The sequence below is a fragment of the Microbacterium sp. NPDC090007 genome (assembly GCF_044748345.1).
In the GTDB taxonomy this organism is placed as follows: Bacteria; Actinomycetota; Actinomycetes; order Actinomycetales; family Microbacteriaceae; genus Microbacterium.
Genome location: NZ_JBIVFV010000002.1, coordinates 303114 through 320025 on the forward strand (window position 1 = coordinate 303114; position 16912 = coordinate 320025).

Sequence of the window (16912 nt, forward strand, 5' to 3'; positions counted from 1 at the left end):
TCACTCTCGGATGAACCACTCGGCATCCCCACAGGCTCCGAACGCTTATCCCCCCGGCGACGTTCTTGGTTGATCGCAGGCTATGGATTCTTTATTGCCGACGTGTTGCATCGTGACGGCGAATTGTGTCCGGTTTCGCTAACGGAATGCGTCCGATCGGTGCCGTGAGTCCCTTATCGGGCGTTATCGGGCGTTATCGCGAAGAAAAGTGACGATGACACGACGGGTGTCGTTGTTCAGTAATTGCAGCCCGTGCTTGGCCCCGTCGACGACCACGAGGTCGTGGGTGATTCCGGCGTCGGTGAGCGCACCGTCCAGCAGCTCCGCCTGCGCCAGCGGGATCAGTTCGTCGCTGCCGTGGACGATCAAGGTGGGCGGCAGCAGCTGCGCCGCCTGCACGGGCGAGGCCGCCGCGGCATCGGGGCACTGCGCGAGATCGTCGCAGCCGAGGTACGCCTGCACCACGCTCTCGAGATCGGGCCGAGGGTCGCCGAGCTCCGCGGCATCCGCGGTGAGAGAAGACGCGGGAGACAGGGCGACCACCGCGTCCACCGGCGTCGACGCCGTCGCCAACGTCTCCGCCGTGCTGAGCGCGATGATCGCGCCCGCCGAACTGCCCAGCAGCGACACCGAGCCGTCGAGCGAGAACCGCTCGGTCTGCGCCCCCTCGCGGAGCCAGCGGATGGATGCCGCCACGTCGTCGATCTGCGCGGGATAGGTCGCGGGAACGAGCCGGTAGTCCACGGCGAAGGCCGCGAAGCCCTGCTCGCCCAGGGCACGGCAGATGCTGCCCATCGTGCCCCGGTCGCCTTCGGCGAACGCTCCGCCGTGCACCAGCACGACGGCGGGGTGCGGTCCCTCGCCGGTGGGCACGCACGCGTCCGCCTCCAGCGCGGAGCCGTCCGCGCCGGGATACTCGATGCCCCTCTCGATCGTGACGGCCGGATCCTCGGCCGGCGCGGCCCCGGAGGGGCTGCACGCGGCGAGCACGACGACCAGGGCGGCGACGCCGGCGAAGGCCCCGGAGCGGGCGGTGATACGGCTCATCGTGATCCTCCTCGGACACGGTCGAGGGCGGCTCGGTAGACGTCGCGGTGGCGCCGGCCGACCTCGTCCCAGTCGCGACCGCCCAGTTCCGGACGGTCGTCGGGATCGATCCCCTCGGCGGCAGCCATCGCCGCGGACAGGTCGGCGTCGTCGAGCGACCCGTCGAAGGGCAGCACCCATCCGGAGCCGACCTCACGGCCGAGCTCGTCGTTCGCGGGGCTCCTGGGCACCAGCACGGGCCGATCCAGCGACAGCGCCACCAGGGCCGCACCGGAGTTGTGCATCTCGGCGTAGGGCAGCACCACGAGGGAGGCCGCCGTGACCTCGGCGACGAGCTCGTCGTCGTCGACGAACGCGAGCCGCGCCGAGACGTCGGGGCGCCCGGTGATGCGCGCCGTGATGCGCTCGGCCAGCTCGGGCGTCGGTGAGCCGACGATACGCAGGTGGCACCCCGGGCGCTCCCGCGCGAGGAACACGTCGATGAGGCGCTCGACGTTCTTGCGGGGGCGGATGATGCCGAAGTACACGATCCGGCCGGGCACGCGCTCGGCGCGGGGGTGCGCCGCGAAACGGTCGCGGTAGTGACCGTGGGCGATCACGGTCTCCAGCCCCGGCGCCGGGGCGGCCGTGGTGCCGTTGAGATGGATGAAGGCGGTGGTCGACCGATCGACCGCGCGCACCAGCCGCGCCTCGGCCGCCGTCCCCGACTCGTGCGGGGTGATGTTGTGCGTCGTCCGCACGATCGGGATGCGCGCCCGGCGCGCGCGCCAGAGCAGGGCACGCATCGCGAGGCGCTTGGCGAGGCGGGTGCGACGCCGGCGTGCCCTCACGAGGAACTCGGGCCAGTGCAGATGCAGCACGTCGTAGCGACCGGTGAGCGCGAACCGCCAGGAGAAATAGCGCACCTCGACGTCGGCGGGGGCGCCTTCCGTCATCTGATCGACGTACCGGGTCGTCCCGTCCGGCGGCGCAAGCGAATGCAGCACCGTGATCGGCGCATTCTCGACCGACATCGCCCACCTCCCCCCGGAATGTTTCGACGTGAACCGCGAGCGGCTCTTTGGCCAGACCATACCCGGCCCGCTCGGACGAGAATGACGCATTCCCCCTGCATTTCCGGCATCCCCCCGCATCGACAGCAATTCGTAACCGGGGCGTAACGCTGCCAGCACGCGCGGGGGTCATCGTGGTGTCGAGAAGACGGAATGCAGCCGGTCGGGGATCCGGGCATTCGTCGGCCGGGGGTACGAAATGACCATCACGCGACGCCACGAAGACACGGTCGAGATCGTGGATGCCGATTCGACGCAGCCCGCACGCGAACGCGAACGCTGGGCGCGGGCGTACGGACGCGTGCTCGTCGTCGTCGACAACGCGGTGATCTTCGCCGCGCTGAGTGCGGCCGCGGTCATCGGCACGCAGCCCACGATCCTGCCGGCGATGGACGGTCGCGTGCAGGTCCCGGTGCTGGCGCCCCTGGCGGTCCTCGCCGCGGCGATGCTGCTGACCCTGTCGATGACGGGCAGCCGAGCGCCGCGTGTCTACGGCGTGGGCAGCCGCGAGTATCGCGCGGTGCTGATGTCGGTCGTCTTCACCTTCGCCGGCGTCGCCCTCGTGGCCTACGTCGTATCGCTGCACGGCCTGCACGCGATCCTCGCCGTCGGGGGTGCGCTCACCGCCGTGGGCCTGCTCACCGCCCGCTTCGCGGCGCGGCGGTGGCTGCTGCACCAACGGCGGCGGGGCCGCATGTCGCACCGCGTGCTCGTGGTCGGCTCCCCCGCGGTGGCCGGCCCGCTGTCGGACGATCTGCGGCGTGCGCCGGGGGCGGGCCTCCAGGTCGTCGGGGCGTACGACCCCAGCGGCACCGCCGCCCCCGCCGACGGTGCCGCCGCGCGCGCGATGGCCGCCGAGGTGGTCGCGGCCCTGCGGATGCTCGGCGCCGACACCGTCCTCATCTCGAGCGCGAACGAACTCACCCCGGCGACCGTCCGCGAGGTGAGCTGGCACCTCGAGCCGGGCCGCCAGCACCTCGTGGTCGCGCCCAGCCTCACCGACATCGGCGGCCCCCGCATCCACGCGCGTCCCGTCAACGGACTGCCGCTGCTGCACGTCGAGACCCCTCGCTACGCGGGCGGCCGTCTGCACGTCAAACGACTGTTCGACATCGTCGCCTCGGCGTCGCTCATCGTGGCGCTCTCGCCGGTGCTGCTGGTGATCGCGGCCCTCGTGCGCTCGTCGAGCCCCGGGGGCGTGCTGTTCCGCCAGGAGCGCATCGGCCTGCAGGGCGAGACGTTCGCGATGCTGAAGTTCCGGTCCATGTACGCCGACGCCGAGCAACGGCTCGCCGATCTGCACGCCCACGAACGGGGCGAGGGCAACAGCGTCATGTTCAAGATGAAGGACGACCCGCGCGTCACCGCCGTGGGCGGCATCCTGCGCCGTTTCAGCCTGGACGAGTTGCCGCAGCTGTTCAACGTGCTGCGCGGGTCGATGTCGCTCGTCGGGCCGCGACCGCCACTGCGCCGCGAGGTGGAGCTGTACGGCCGCAGCGTGCACCGCCGGTTCCTGGTCAAGCCGGGGATCACGGGGCTGTGGCAGGTCAGCGGTCGCAGCGACCTCGGCTGGGACGAGACGGTGCGCCTGGACCTGTTCTACGTCGAGAACTGGACGCTCACCGGCGACCTGGCCATCCTGCTGCGCACCGTCAAGGCGGTGCTGCGCAGCGAGGGCGCCTACTGACGCGCAGACGGGACCGCCCCGGGGGACGGTCCCGTCTTCGTCGCTCAGGCGTGGCGGCGACGCCGGAGGATCAGCAGAATCGCGCCGAACAGCGACGCGGCGCCGGCGGCGACCCCGACCGGCAGCAGGGCATCCGTGTCGACACCGGTCACGGCGAGCGTCCCGCTCCTCGTGGAAACGGATGCCGGGACCGCCACCGACGCGGTCGGCGTGGGCGCCGCGGTGGTCGGTGCCGTGGTCGGCGCCGTCGCGCTGGGCGTCGGGAATCCCGTCGGGTCGGAGGTCTCGGGCGGTGTCGGGGAGGGGCTCGACGAAGCCGAACGCCCCCGCACCCCGGCGCCGCCCACCGCTCCCCCGCACGTTTTCGCCGCCCACCCCCGCCCACGCGACAGATTCCCGCGGGGGAACAGCGACGCCGCCGCCCCGCTCACGGAGAGCGGAGACGGCGGCGCCGGAAACGGGGTGCGAGAGGATCAGGCGACGGTGAAGACGACCTCGACCTCGACGGGGCTGTCCAGCGGCAGCACGGGCACGCCCACGGCGGAACGGGCGTGAGCGCCGGCCTCACCGAACACCTCGCCCAGGAACTCGCTCGCTCCGTTGATGACCCCCGGCTGGCCGGTGAATTCCGGGACGGATGCCACGAACCCGGTGAGCTTGAGCACACCGGTGAGGTTGTCGACGCCGCCGACGAGCGCAGCCGCCGCCGCGATGGCGTTGAGCGCGCACTGGCGGGCGTGGGTCTTGGCATCCGCGGGGGTGACGAGACCCTCGGACTCGCCGACCTTTCCCGTGGCGGGCAGGCTCCCCGACACCATGGGCAGCTGGCCCGAGGTGTAGACGAGGTCGCCGTGACGCTTCGCGGGGATGTACGAGGCGACCGGCGGGACGACCGCGGGCACCTCGACGCCGAGCGCGCTCAGACGCTCCGAGACGGTCACTGCGGACCCTCGAACTGGCGAGCGGCCGCCTCGGCCGCGCCGAGACCGGCGTTGGCGCTGCCGCCCCCGACCGGGCGCTTGAAGTAGGCGACCAGTCCGCCCTCGGGGCCGGTCACCACCTGCACGAGTTCCCAGCCCTGCTTGCCCCAGTTGTTGAGGATCGCGGCGGTGTTGTGGATCAGCAGCGGCGTGGTGAGGTACTCCCACGTGGTCATGTCGGGCTCCCGGCGGTGACTCGGATGCGCGCAACGCGAGGTGCGCGCGGGGACGGATACGTACGCGCGCGAGCGCACGCCTTCGAGGCATCGCCCAGCAACGTCGCTTAGCATCAAGCCTATGCCCGAGAACAAACGAACGGCTAGCGGCGCCCTGGGCGGCATCGTCGGCCTCGTCGGCCTGAGCGCGGTCGCCGGACTCCTGGTCACCGCCGCCGTGACGCCGGCCATCGCCGTCTCCGGTGCCGCTGCCTCCAGCGCCATCACGATCTTCGACAAGATGCCGAGCTACCTGCAGCCCGACGAGCTCATGCAGCCGACGACGCTCATGGCGGGCGACCGGGTGCTGGCGAAGTTCTACGACCAGAACCGCTCACCGGTGACGTTCGACCAGGTCAACCCGGTCATGTACGACGCCATCCTGTCGTCGGAAGACCCGCGCTACTACCAGCACGGCGGCGTCGACCTCATCGGGACGACCCGCGCGCTGCTGAGCAACGCGCAGGGCGGCGAGACACAGGGCGGCTCCTCGATCAGCCAGCAGTACGTCAAGAACGTCCTCGTCCAGCGCTGCGAGCGCGACGCCCGCGCCGTCGAGGCCACCGACACCCAACCGGCGATGACGCGCGACGAGGCGCTGCAGCAGTGCGCGCTCGAGGCCGTGCAGTCCGAGGGCACCGCGGGCTACCAGCGCAAGCTGCAGGAGATGCGCTACGCCATCCAGCTCGAGAAGGAGTTCACGAAGGACCAGATCCTTCTGGGCTACCTCAACATCGCCAACTTCGGCGGCACGACGTACGGCATCGACGCCGCCGCGCGCTACTACTTCAACACCCCCGCCGCGAATCTCACGGTCGGTCAGTCGGCCGTGCTCGCCGGCATGGTGCAGAACCCCAACCGTTTCCGCATCGACCGCGAGGGCGGGTCGATCTTCGATGACGACGGCACCGCGTACAACAAGGCGCCCGACGGCCTGATCGACGACGTCGACCAGGGCACCGTCCAGGCGCTGTACACGCTGCGCGACAACGGCGAGATCACGCAGGAGCAGCTGGTCGCCGCCGCCGACGGCTACAGCGAGACCAAGGGTCGCCAGCTCTACGTCCTCAGCCGCATGGAGGCGGACGGCAAGATCACGCACGAGCAGTACGTGGCGGCGGCCCTCGAGCCCATCACCCCGCAGATCACGCCGACCGACCAGGGCTGCGTGTCGTCGGCCGCGCCGTACTTCTGCCAGTACGTGGTGTCGACGATCCTCAACGACCCCGCCTTCGGCGCCGAGACGGACGACCGCGTGCGGGCCCTCCGTCAAGACGGTCTGACCATCCAGACCACGCTGGACTGGCGGGTGCAGGATGCCGCGCAGGCATCGATGAACGAGAACGCGCCGCAGAGCTACAACAACATGAAGTTCGGCTCGACGATCGTGAGCACCGAGTCCAAGACCGGTCGCATCCTCGCCATCGCGCAGAACACGAAATTCACGCAGGACCCGGGGCAGGCCGAGGCCGACGCCTCGTTCAACTCCGTGGTCTTCGCCGGCGACAGCACGAACGGCGGCTCGATCGGTTTCAACGCCGGGTCGACGTTCAAGCTGTTCACCCTCGTGGACTGGCTCGAACAGGGCAAGTCCCTCAACGAGACGCTGAACGGCCGCCTGGGTCCGGTCCCGAACATGACCAACTCGTGCACCGGCAATTACGTCAACACGAACCGGACGGTCATCAACAACTTCGCGAACAACTCCGGCTACGTCGGCACGCCGATGCAGTTCACGCGCGATTCGCTCAACACCGGCTACCTCCAGATGGCGGCCGAACTCGACCTGTGCGACATCGCCAAGACGGCCAAGAAGCTCGGCGTCACCAAGGGTGACGGTTCCGAGATCGAGATGCGTTTCGCCAACAACGTCATCGGCAGCGACAACGTCTCGCCCATCGCCATGGCCGGCGCCTACGCGACGGTGGCCAACGGCGGCACTCTGTGCCAGCCGAAGGTGATCGACAAGGTCACCGCGAGCGACGGGTCCGAGCGCGCCATCCCGGAGCGCACCTGCTCGACCGCACTGACCCCCGAGATCTCGGCGACGGCGGCCTACGCCCTGCAGGGCGTCATGGCCAGCGGCGGAACGGGCCGTTCGGGCAACCCGTTCGACGGCACTCCCGTGATCGGCAAGACCGGTACGCACGAGGGCTTCCAGACGTGGATGATCGAATCGTCCACCAACACCACCACCGCGGCGTGGGTCGGCAACTTCGAGGGAACCGTCGATCTCTTCGGCAAGTACTGGGGCGGGCGCCAGCTGTCCGACATCCGATACGTCCTCGCCGCCGACACCCAGCGGGCCTCGGACGAGTTCTACGGCGGGGACCGTTTCCCCGACCCCTCGTCGAACCTGCTGCGGACCCAGCAGCGCGAACTGCCCAACGTCGTCGGTCAGAGCATCGACGCCGCCCGCTCGACGCTGCAGAACGCGGGTTTCCGCGTCAGCATCGGAGAGCAGATCGACTCGACGTCGGGTCCCGACACGGTCGCCGCGCAGAGCCCCGGCGGCGGGTCCGCCCCCGCCGGTTCGCTCGTCACGCTGAGCCCCGGCAACGGGCAGGGCGCAACGGTGCCCGAGGTGGCCGGCCAGACGGTGAACGCCGCCCGCGCCGCGCTGAACGCCGCCGGGTACACGAACCTGTCGCTCGGCCCGTGCGTGGTCGAACCGAACGCTCCGGCCGAGGGGCAGGTGACGGCGACGGATCCGGCCGGCGGCACGGCCGCGAACAAGAACAGCCCGATCGTCCTGTCGATCGTCGCCAAGGCGTGCGGATGACGCGTCATCCCCTCGCGACGGCCGCCCTCGCACCCCTCGGGGTCGCGGGGGCGGCCGCTGTCGGGGCGGCCGTCTGGGGCGTCGGCATCGAGCGCTACCTGTTCACCGTGCGCTACCACGCCCTGCGCGTGCTGCCCAAGGGCGCGGATCCGCTGCGCGTCCTGCATGTCTCGGACGCCCACATGGCGCCGTGGCAGCACCGCAAGCAGGAGTGGATCGCGCGCCTCGCCGAGCTCTCGCCCGACCTCGTGATCAACACCGGCGACAACCTCGGTCACCGCGACGGGCTCACCGGCATCCGTTCGGCCTTCTCGCCCCTGCGCGGCGTGCCGGGACTCGTCGTCCACGGCTCGAACGACTACCAGGAGCCGTCCCCGCGCAACCCGCTGCGCTACTTCCTGGGCCCCTCCGGCCATCTGCCCGAGCACAAGCATCTCGACGTCGACGCTCTCGACCGCTTCTTCGCCGACGATCTCGGCTGGAGCATCCTGGACGACACCGCGGTCTCGCTCGAGGTCAAGGGGCTTCGGCTCACCGCCTTCGGCGTCAACGACGCCCATCGCGACTGGGATCATCCCGAGCTCCTCCCCCCTCTTCTCGAGAAGATGGATGCCGCCGACCTCACCCTCGGCGTCATGCACGCGCCGTATCGGCGCACCCTCGACACGTTCACCGACCTCGGTGCCGACGTGCTCATCGCGGGCCACACGCACGGCGGCCAGGTCCGTGTGCCGTTCAGCCGCACCGCGCTCGTGTCGAACTGCGACCTGCCGCTCGACCAGGCCCGCGGGCTCAGCGAATGGACGCACGACGGCCGGACCGTCCCGCTCAACGTCAGCGCCGGGCTCGGGCACTCGATCTACGCGCCCGTGCGCTTCGCGTGCCGCCCCGAAGCGACGATGCTCACGCTGCTCCCGCGCTGACTCGTCCTCCCCACCGCGCGAAGGCGTCGATCCGTCCACGGACCGGCGCCTTCGGCCGTTTCACGGGCGGCGCGCGGGAGCACGATCGAGTCTCCTCGACAGAAGGGACTCCCGCATGAACCACCCTCCCCCGCCCCGGCGACGCATCCTCTCGGTCATCGCCGCGTTTGCGGTCCTGCTCGGCGGCGTCGGCCTCGCCCCGGCCGCGCACGCGGCCGACCGCGGCGTCGGATTCGGCACGTGGGCTCCGCTCTCGCGCACCGGCTGGCACGGCTCGATGAAGGTCGGCGAGGTGCACACGTACTGCATCCATCCGGGGCTTCCGGTCGCGGTCGGGACGACGACCGATCACGGCACGACCTCCAGCGTGAACGGGCTGACCGCCCAACAGCTCGTCGCGATCAACCACCTCGTCACCACGTACGGACAGACGGACGATCCGGTGCAGGCGGCCGGCGTCGGGTGGGCCGTCAAGGCGATCGTCGACCTCGACACCACCCTGCACTCGTGGGGGTACTCCGGAGACGACCTCGCCGGAGCGATCGATCACATCATGCGGCGCGCCAGTCCCGAGAACAGCGCCGCGGTGCAGGAGCGCGCCCTCCGCTACCTCGCCGAGGCCCAGGCCGTCCCCGTGCCCCGCTCCGGTGGCGCGATGACGCTGAGCACCCGGGCGGACGACCCGACCCGCGGAGCGCTCTCGGTCGACGTCGACGCCGCGGCCACGGGGACGCTCCGCCTCGACGGCGCGGTCTTCGCCGACAGCGGCAGCGCCGAGCGGCCGGACGTCCACGGCGGCGGTGTCTTCGAGATCATCGCCGCGCCGCCCGTGGCGGACGAGGGACGGCCCTACACGGTGCGCGCCACCGGCGACTTCACCGTCCGATCCGCCGCGATCCGCTCCTACTCCACGCCCGGGCAGCAGGAGTCCGCGGGTCCGGCCGAACCGACGCGCTTCACGCTCTCGGCCGTCGACGAATCTCCGCGTCCCGTGCGTTTCTCGCCGCGCATCGCGACGACGGCCGAGATCGACGCCGGCACCTTCGTCGACGAGGTGACGTTCTCGGCCGCAGACGGGATCTGGCCCCGGCGCGAGGACGGGTCGTTCGTCGTGATCCGGGCGACGGCGAACGTCTACCGGACGGGCTCGTTCCCCGCCGAATCGTCCGAGATCCCGTCGCACCTCACTCCCGTGGCGACCCTCGAGCTGCTCACCGATCCCGCCTCCGGGGCCGGGACGTACACCGTGTCGTCGCCCCCTCTCCCCGGCCCCGGCGTCTACACGGCGGTGTGGAGCGTGAGCCGGGTCGAGCAGGACGCGGCCGCCGCCGCGCACCTGCCGCCGGAGTATCTGTGGCGGGAGCGCTTCGCTTCTCCGTCGCAGACCCAGCAGCTCGCCCCGCCGCCTCCCCCCGACATGCCGCCGCCGGCGCCCGCACCCACCCCGTCCGTATCGCCGCCCGCGGCTCCCGCCCGATTGGCCGCGACCGGGCAGGATCGCGCGTCGGCGGCGAGCCTCGGAGGGGCGGCGGGGGCGATCCTGGCGATCGGCGTCGCAGCGATCATCATCTCGCGCAGACGCTCCACGCCCCGGCACTGACCGGACTCCGGCGTCGCGATCGGTTCCGGTCTCGACGCCGGAGAAGCGGCGTGCACGCGATTCGAACGCCGGTTGGGTGCGGCGACATCCACCCGCAACGGGCCAGACGCGCCCGGATGTCGCCACGGTTCGAAGCACCCCTCCGGGCAGGGTAGACTTTTCAAGTTGCAACGGGGTGTGGCGCAGCTTGGTAGCGCGCGTCGTTCGGGACGACGAGGCCGCAGGTTCAAATCCTGTCACCCCGACCACTGCGGCAAATCAGAAGGCCCCTCACCTCGGTGAGGGGCCTTCTCGCGTGCTGTCGCGAACGCCCCGTGACCAATCGTCGGCACGAACGAGCGAGGGTGCCGGTCGTGTCACCGGCGGCACACGTCGCAAGGCCGCCCGACCGGCCGGCACTCACCCCCGTCGGTCGCCTCGGAACGCCACCCGTAGAATCGAGGAGGCCCCGAGCCGCACAGCCCGCGCATCGCGCGTGCGCCGATCCCCTCAGCCCAGGAGCACCGTGTCCGACGCCACGCCCCGCCTCGTCGCCTTCGACCTCGACGACACCCTCGCCCCCTCCAAGTCGCCGATCGACCCCCGCATCGGCGATCTGCTGCTCGCCCTCGCCGAGCGCGTCGAGGTGGCCATCATCTCCGGCGGCCAGCTGCAGCAGTTCCGCAGCCAGGTCGTCGAGCGTCTCCCCCAGGCCTCTCCCGCCCTGCTGTCGCGCTTCCACCTCATGCCCACGTGCGGCACGCAGTACTACCTGCTGTCGACCGACGGCGTCGAGACGGTCTACGCCCACTCCCTGACCGACGACGAGAAGGACCGCGCCCTCACCGCCGTGCGCGAAGAAGCGGAGCGTCTGGGCCTGTGGGAGGCGGAGCCCTGGGGCGACATCCTCGAAGACCGGGGTTCGCAGATCACCTTCTCTGCGCTCGGCCAGTCCGCCCCGCTCGACGCGAAGATGGCGTGGGACCCGACCGGCGAGAAGAAGAACAGCCTGCGCGAAGCCGTGGCGACGCGCATCCCCGACCTCGAGGTGCGCTCCGGCGGATCCACCTCGGTCGACATCACCCACCGCGGCATCGACAAGGCCTACGGCATGAACAAGCTCGCCGAGGCCACCGGCATCCCCCTCGACGACATGCTCTTCGTCGGCGACCGCCTCGACCCCGACGGAAACGACTACCCCGTGCTCGCCATGGGCGTCGACTGCCAGGCCGTACACGGCTGGGAGGACACCGCGGCGTTCCTCGAGAAGCTCATCCCGACGCTGCCCGAGCGCACTGAGGACTGAGCCGCAGGCGAGGTCGTCCACGCAGTGAGCGACCTCGCGCTGCCCCGAGTCGTCAGAGGATCTTGCCGATCGGCTCGCGCTTCTCGGCCTGGAAGCGGTCCTCGGTGCGTCCGTAGGCCCAGTACCCCGACAGCGACACCTGCTCGCGCGCGAGTCCCCATCGCGCGAAGATGACATCGCGCATGGCCTTCATGGCCTCGCGCTCCCCGTGCGCGAAGACCTGCCCGCGTCCATCGAGCGGATGCCACCGCGCCACCGCGTCGACGAGCACCGGCGTCGCACCGGCCTCGGCTCCTCCGCGATACACCCAGGTGAGCGTGACCCCGGCGGGCGCCGCCAGTGGAACGTGCTCCTCGGGACCCTGGACCTCGATGAACGCTGCGCCGACGGCATCCCGAGGCAGTTCCTCCAGCGCCGCAGCGATGGCCGGGATCGCCGACTCATCGCCCACGAAGAGGTGCCAGTCGGCGGTCGGATCGGGGGCGTATCCGCCGCCGGGAGACGCGACGACCAACCGATCCCCCGGCTGCGCGCGAGCGGCCCACGGACCGGCCAGGCCCTCGTCGCCGTGCACCACGAAGTCGATCGTGATCTCGTCGCCGTCGACCGCGCGCACCGTGTAGGTGCGGGTCACCGGCAGATCCTCGGATGCCAGGACCTCGCGCAGCGCCACCAGATCGTAGGGCGGTTCGAGCCCGAGCTCGGGCTTGGTGAAGATGATCTTGACGTACTTGTCGGTGTACGGGCTCTCGCGGAACGCGTGCAGGCCCTCGCCCGCGGCGCGCACACGGACCAGATGCGGGCTGAGTCGCTCTGTCGCGACGACGTGCAGGACGTGCTGAGGGCGCGGGGGACGCACGGGTCGATCGGTCACGAGAGGTCCTTTCGAGGGGTGGTCGCGCCCACGTCGGCGCGCGCGGCGTCGACGAACGAGGCGTCGTCGGCATCGGACGGGCTCAACGCCTCGGCGACGTCGGTGAAATAGTCGGTGATGTGCGCGCGGACGCACGCGCGAGCCGCGTCGGCCTCGCCCCGGGCGACCGCATCGACGATGCGGCGGTGCTCCCTGCGCAGCCGGTCGGCCATCGTGGGCCACGACGCCAGCCGAGCCGCGCCGGCCTGCGTGTACTCCTCGATCGAACTGCGCAGCCCCGCCATCATCGCCGACACGACGGCATTGCCCGACGCCTCGGCCAGAGCCTGGTGGAACCGTGCGTCGAGGGCCAGGAACTCCTCGGGTGCGAGAGGATCGGCATCCATCGCGTCCAGGATGCCGGACACCTCGGTCAGATCCGCGTCGGTGCGGGCGAGCCTCTCGGCGACATCGCACTCGAGCACCACACGGGTGCGCACGACGTCGGTGAGGGGGAAACCGTGAGCCGCGACCTGTAGGCGGAGGAAGGCCGCCAGGCCCCCGCGCGGCGTGGTGACGATCATCGCTCCCGCCGTCGGCCCGGAGCCGGTCGCCGTGCGCACGACGCCGAGTACCTCGAGCACGCGGACGGCTTCGCGCACGCTCGAGCGTCCCACCCCGAGCTGGGACGCGAGTTCGCGCTCCGGGGTCAGCCGGTCGCCGGGTGCCAGGCGGCCCTCGCGCAGGTCGGCCTCGATGCGCTCGAGCACCACCTGCCACGCGCGCGGTTCGCCGTTCGGCATGGTCCCTCCGTCCGTCGACCCCCGGTGTGGCCTGACCACATCACCCTAGATGCGGGCGGTCACGCGTCGGAGGAGGTTGCGTATCCGGCCGGATTGGTGGTCTGCCAGTTCCAGTAGTCGCGGCAGGCGTCGTCGATCGAGAAGCGCGTGCGCCACCCCAGCACCTCACCCGCCTTGCTCGGATCGCAGTAGGTGGCGGCGACATCACCGGGGCGGCGCGGCAGCATCTTCTTCGGCAGATCGTGGCCCACCGCCTTCTCGAACGAGGCGACGAGTTCGAGCACGCTCACCGGGCGCCCGGTGCCGAGGTTGAACACCTGGTGGCCCGGCCGCGCCTTCTCGAGCGCGGCGACGTGCCCCTCGGCCAGGTCGACCACGTGGATGTAATCGCGCAGACCCGTGCCGTCGGGGGTGTCGTAATCGGAGCCGAACACGCCGATCTCGTCGAGCGAGCCGATCGCGACGCGCGACACGAAGGGCATGAGATTGTTCGGGATGCCGGCGGGGTCTTCGCCGATGAGGCCCGACGGGTGCGCCCCGACCGGGTTGAAGTAGCGCAGCACCGTGACGTTGAGATCGGGATTCACCCGCGCCACGTCGGCCAGGACCACCTCGTTCATGCGCTTGGACTTGCTGTAGGCGTTCGAGAGCTCGACGCTCGTCGTCGACTCTTCGGTGAAGGGCAGGTCGGCGGGGTCGGAGTACACCGTGCCGGTGCTGGAGAACACGAACGAACGGATGCCGTGCGCGATGCCGACCCGCAACAGCGCGAACGTGGTGTCGAGGTTGTTGGAGTAGTACTCCAGGGGCTTCTGCGTGCTCTCGCCCACGGCCTTGAACGCGGCGAGATGGATGATCGCATCGACCGGACCGTACTGCGCGAACGCGGACTCGACGACGGCCGCGTCGGCGGCGTCGCCCACGACCAGCGGAGCGGCCTTGCCGGTGATCTGCTCGACCCGCTCGGCGGCGACGGCGTGCGTGCCGGAGAGGTCGTCGAGCAGCACCACGTCGTGGCCCGCCTCGAGCAGGGCCACGGCCGTGTGGGTTCCGATGTAACCGGCACCGCCGGCCAGGAGTACGCGCATGCCTCCAGGCTATCGTCCACCGCCGACATCGCCGGAGCGCGCGTCGCGCCGGCGCCGGCGTGGTCGCGGTGTCGCCCGCCCGCCCGGCCGCCGTCGGTCCCCGCCGTTTCGCCACGAGACGGCATCCCGCTGACAACTCGGCGACATCCTGCAGCCGAGTCGTCAGCCACGTGCAGTCTCGGCGCCCGGCGGGTCGGGCACGGCCGCGGCGCTTCCCAGCGAGGGCGCAGCGCACGGCGCCGCGGCCACGCGCGACGGCGCCACGAGACGGCATCCCGCTGACAACTCGGCGACATCCTGCAGCCGAGTCGTCAGCCACGTGCAGTCTCGGCGCCAACGGGGGCGCCGAGCGGGGGCCCAACGGGGGCGCCTACGGCGGCGGGGCCGGGTGCGCGCGGGGCGGGCGGGCCGCGTCAGCGGCCGTCGAGCCGCCCGCCGGACTCCCGCAGGTAGCACGCGGCGCACATCGACTCGTACGTGACCTCGCCCGCGATCTGCCCCTCGTCGATCGCGACCTGATCGCCGTCGAAGACGAAACGTCCGCCGACGAGCCGCGCGTTGAAGATCGCCTTGCGCCCGCACCGACAGATGGTCTTGAGCTCCTCGAGGCTGTGCGCGATCTCCATCAGACGCGCCGACCCGGGGAACGCCTCGGTGCGGAAATCGGTGCGGATGCCGTAGGCCAGCACCGGGATGCCGTCGAGCACCGCGATGCGCAGCAGGTCGTCGACCTGGGCGGGGGTGAAGAACTGCGCCTCGTCGACGAGCAGGCACGCCACCGGCGCGCGACCCGCCGCGGCGTGGAACGCCTCGCGCAGATCGTCGTCGGGGGCCACCAGGAAGTCGACCGGCCGCGTCACCCCGAGGCGGCTGTCGATCTGGTCGGCGCCCTTGGTGTCGATCTCGGGCTTGGCCAGCAGCACGCTCTGGCCGCGCTCCTCGTAGTTGTACGCCGCCTGCAGCAGCGCGGTGGACTTGCCGGAGTTCATCGCGCCGTAGCGGAAGTACAGCTTCGCCACGCGCGACTCAGGGGTTGATGGCGAGAGCGCGAGCCGTGGCATCCAGCTCTGCGCGCGCCTTCTCGGGGTGCGTGTTGAGCGTCTCGCCGTAGCTGGGGATGAGCTCGCGCAGACGGGGCTCCCACGCGGGCATGCGCTCGGGGAAGCAGGTCTTGATCAGCCCGAGCATGATCGACACGGCCGTGGACGCCCCGGGGGACGCACCGAGCAGACCCGCGATGGAGTGGTCGGCCGAGGTGACGACCTCGGTGCCGAACTGCAGGACGCCGCCCTTGGCCTTGTCGCGCTTCATGACCTGGGCGCGCTGACCGGCGTCCAGCAGCTCCCAGTCCTCGTCCCGGGCTGTGGGCATGAACTCGCGCAGACTGTCGACCTTCTTCGCATGGGTCTTGAGCAGCTCGCTGACGAGGTACTTGATCAGGCCCGGATTGTCGACCGCCACCTTCAGCATGGGGAAGATGTTGTGCGGACGCACCTGGGTGACGATGTCGAGCATCGACCCGTTCTTGAGGAACTTCGGGCTGAAGGTCGCGAACGGACCGAACAGCAACGCCGACTCCCCGTCGACGACGCGGGTGTCCAGGTGCGGCACCGACATGGGCGGGGCACCGACCGAGGCCTGCGAATACACCTTGGCCCGGTGCTTCGAGACGATGTCGGGGTGGGAGGTCTTGAGCCACTGACCACCGATGGGGAAGACGCCGTACCCCTTGATCTCGGGGATGCCGGAGCGCTGCAGGAGCTTGAGCGCCCACCCGCCCGCGCCGACGAAGACGAACTTGGCGTCGATCGAGCCGGGTGTCCCGCCGATGACGTGGCGGTACGACACCCGCCAGGTGCCGTCCTTCTGCTTCTTCAGTTTCTTGACGTCGTGGTTGGTCGCGACCTCGACGCCCTTCTCGCGCAGATCGGCGAAGAGCTGGCGCGTGAGCGAGCCGAAGTCGACGTCGGTACCGGCGGGCACGCGGGTGGCGGCGAAGGGCTCGCCCTTGCGGCGCTTCTGCATGAGCAGCGGCGCCCACTGGTTGATGACCCGGGAGTCCTCGCTGTACTCGATGCCGGCGAACAGGGGCTGCTGCTTGAGCACCTCGTAGCGACGGCGCAGGTACGCGACGTCCTTCTCTCCGCGGACGAACGTCATGTGCGGGGTGGCGTTGATGAACGTCGACGGCTCGTCCAACACGCCCTCGGCCACGAGCGAGGCCCACAGCTGTCGGCTCTGCTGGAACTGCTCGTTGATGGCGACGGCCTTGGACGGGTCGAGGGCGCCGTCCTTGCTGTCGGGCATGTAGTTGAGCTCGCACAGGGCCGCGTGGCCCGTGCCGGCGTTGTTCCATGCGTTGGAGCTCTCCTGCGCGACATCGCTGAGGCGCTCCAGGACCGCGATCTTCAGATCGGGCTGGAGGTCTTTCAGCAGCGTGCCGAGAGTGGCGGACATGATGCCGCCACCGATGAGGAGAACATCGACGTTTTCAGTCACCCGTCGATTCTAGGTGCGGGCCGTGAGGTGTCTCGACATCGAGAGATCGGTCCGTTCGATGTCGAGACACCTGGCAGAGGACGCCCGGATGCCGTGGC

Annotated in this window: 14 protein-coding genes and 1 tRNA gene; 6 read left to right on the top strand and 9 right to left on the bottom strand. The window is 70.6% G+C overall.

Translation table 11 applies throughout. The annotated features are described in order from the left end of the window. Positions 1 to 183 precede the first annotated feature (183 nt). Positions 184 to 1047: an alpha/beta hydrolase gene (locus ACIPVB_RS09970; protein ID WP_400368592.1), complete on the bottom strand. Its 864-nt coding sequence runs from the start codon at positions 1045 to 1047 to the stop codon at positions 184 to 186. Further along, a complete protein-coding gene (locus tag ACIPVB_RS09975; protein WP_400368593.1) occupies positions 1044 to 2060 on the bottom strand; it encodes a glycosyltransferase in 1017 nt (338 codons plus the stop codon). The genes ACIPVB_RS09970 and ACIPVB_RS09975 overlap by 4 nt, the downstream gene beginning before the upstream one ends. A 238-nt stretch (positions 2061 to 2298) precedes the next feature. On the opposite strand from ACIPVB_RS09975, the gene ACIPVB_RS09980 reads away from it, so the two are divergent. Then, positions 2299 to 3786, top strand: coding sequence for a sugar transferase (locus ACIPVB_RS09980; protein ID WP_400368594.1), 1488 nt, complete (start codon positions 2299 to 2301; stop codon positions 3784 to 3786). A gap of 473 nt (positions 3787 to 4259) precedes the next feature. Here ACIPVB_RS09980 and ACIPVB_RS09985 read toward each other — a convergent pair whose 3' ends face one another. Beyond that, positions 4260 to 4727 (bottom strand): RidA family protein, encoded by a 468-nt coding sequence (locus ACIPVB_RS09985; RefSeq protein ID WP_400368596.1) that lies wholly within the window; start codon positions 4725 to 4727, stop codon positions 4260 to 4262. Further along, positions 4724 to 4942, bottom strand: coding sequence for a hypothetical protein (locus ACIPVB_RS09990; RefSeq protein ID WP_400368597.1), 219 nt, complete (start codon positions 4940 to 4942; stop codon positions 4724 to 4726). The genes ACIPVB_RS09985 and ACIPVB_RS09990 overlap by 4 nt, the downstream gene beginning before the upstream one ends. A gap of 121 nt (positions 4943 to 5063) precedes the next feature. Between ACIPVB_RS09990 and ACIPVB_RS09995 the strand changes: the two genes are divergently transcribed. The 5 genes from ACIPVB_RS09995 to ACIPVB_RS10015 all read left to right on the top strand — a co-directional run bounded on the left by ACIPVB_RS09995 (position 5064) and on the right by ACIPVB_RS10015 (position 11571). Then, the gene (locus ACIPVB_RS09995) at positions 5064 to 7763 is read left to right on the top strand and encodes a transglycosylase domain-containing protein (protein WP_400368598.1); all 2700 of its coding nucleotides are present in this window, start codon (positions 5064 to 5066) and stop codon (positions 7761 to 7763) included. Next, positions 7760 to 8686 (top strand): metallophosphoesterase, encoded by a 927-nt coding sequence (locus tag ACIPVB_RS10000; protein WP_400368599.1) that lies wholly within the window; start codon positions 7760 to 7762, stop codon positions 8684 to 8686. The genes ACIPVB_RS09995 and ACIPVB_RS10000 overlap by 4 nt, the downstream gene beginning before the upstream one ends. A gap of 115 nt (positions 8687 to 8801) precedes the next feature. After that, positions 8802 to 10286: a hypothetical protein gene (locus tag ACIPVB_RS10005; RefSeq protein ID WP_400368600.1), complete on the top strand. Its 1485-nt coding sequence runs from the start codon at positions 8802 to 8804 to the stop codon at positions 10284 to 10286. Between the two features lie 171 nt (positions 10287 to 10457). Further along, positions 10458 to 10534: transfer RNA gene (locus ACIPVB_RS10010), tRNA-Pro, on the top strand. 257 nt (positions 10535 to 10791) lie between these two features. Further along, positions 10792 to 11571, top strand: a complete 780-nt coding sequence (locus ACIPVB_RS10015) for an HAD-IIB family hydrolase (protein WP_400368601.1) — start codon at positions 10792 to 10794, stop codon at positions 11569 to 11571. A gap of 52 nt (positions 11572 to 11623) precedes the next feature. Here the strand turns inward: ACIPVB_RS10015 and ACIPVB_RS10020 are convergent, their stop codons facing one another. The 5 genes from ACIPVB_RS10020 to ACIPVB_RS10040 form a co-directional block, all read right to left on the bottom strand. Then, positions 11624 to 12445: a siderophore-interacting protein gene (locus tag ACIPVB_RS10020; RefSeq protein WP_400368602.1), complete on the bottom strand. Its 822-nt coding sequence runs from the start codon at positions 12443 to 12445 to the stop codon at positions 11624 to 11626. Continuing rightward, on the bottom strand, positions 12442 to 13227 hold the full coding sequence (locus ACIPVB_RS10025) for a FadR/GntR family transcriptional regulator (protein ID WP_400368603.1): 786 nt from the start codon (positions 13225 to 13227) through the stop codon (positions 12442 to 12444). The genes ACIPVB_RS10020 and ACIPVB_RS10025 overlap by 4 nt, the downstream gene beginning before the upstream one ends. Before the next feature lie 59 nt (positions 13228 to 13286). Further along, positions 13287 to 14315, bottom strand: a complete 1029-nt coding sequence (gene galE, locus ACIPVB_RS10030) for a UDP-glucose 4-epimerase GalE (RefSeq protein ID WP_400368604.1) — start codon at positions 14313 to 14315, stop codon at positions 13287 to 13289. Positions 14316 to 14728: 413 nt separating this feature from the next. Further along, the gene (locus ACIPVB_RS10035) at positions 14729 to 15334 is read right to left on the bottom strand and encodes a thymidine kinase (RefSeq protein ID WP_400368605.1); all 606 of its coding nucleotides are present in this window, start codon (positions 15332 to 15334) and stop codon (positions 14729 to 14731) included. Positions 15335 to 15341: 7 nt separating this feature from the next. Beyond that, positions 15342 to 16814, bottom strand: coding sequence for a malate:quinone oxidoreductase (locus ACIPVB_RS10040; protein ID WP_400368606.1), 1473 nt, complete (start codon positions 16812 to 16814; stop codon positions 15342 to 15344). Between the last annotated feature and the right edge of the window lie 98 nt (positions 16815 to 16912).

What these genes read in the sequence shown, in the direction of transcription:
- ACIPVB_RS09970 (WP_400368592.1), bottom strand. Translation starts at nt 1,047, where the DNA reads ATGAGCCGTATCACCGCCCGCTCCGGGGCCTTCGCCGGCGTCGCCGCC.
- ACIPVB_RS09975 (WP_400368593.1), bottom strand. Translation starts at nt 2,060, where the DNA reads ATGTCGGTCGAGAATGCGCCGATCACGGTGCTGCATTCGCTTGCGCCG.
- ACIPVB_RS09980 (WP_400368594.1), top strand. Translation starts at nt 2,299, where the DNA reads ATGACCATCACGCGACGCCACGAAGACACGGTCGAGATCGTGGATGCC.
- ACIPVB_RS09990 (WP_400368597.1), bottom strand. Translation starts at nt 4,942, where the DNA reads ATGACCACGTGGGAGTACCTCACCACGCCGCTGCTGATCCACAACACC.
- ACIPVB_RS09995 (WP_400368598.1), top strand. Translation starts at nt 5,064, where the DNA reads ATGCCCGAGAACAAACGAACGGCTAGCGGCGCCCTGGGCGGCATCGTC.
- ACIPVB_RS10000 (WP_400368599.1), top strand. Translation starts at nt 7,760, where the DNA reads ATGACGCGTCATCCCCTCGCGACGGCCGCCCTCGCACCCCTCGGGGTC.
- ACIPVB_RS10005 (WP_400368600.1), top strand. Translation starts at nt 8,802, where the DNA reads ATGAACCACCCTCCCCCGCCCCGGCGACGCATCCTCTCGGTCATCGCC.
- ACIPVB_RS10025 (WP_400368603.1), bottom strand. Translation starts at nt 13,227, where the DNA reads ATGCCGAACGGCGAACCGCGCGCGTGGCAGGTGGTGCTCGAGCGCATC.
- galE (WP_400368604.1), bottom strand. Translation starts at nt 14,315, where the DNA reads ATGCGCGTACTCCTGGCCGGCGGTGCCGGTTACATCGGAACCCACACG.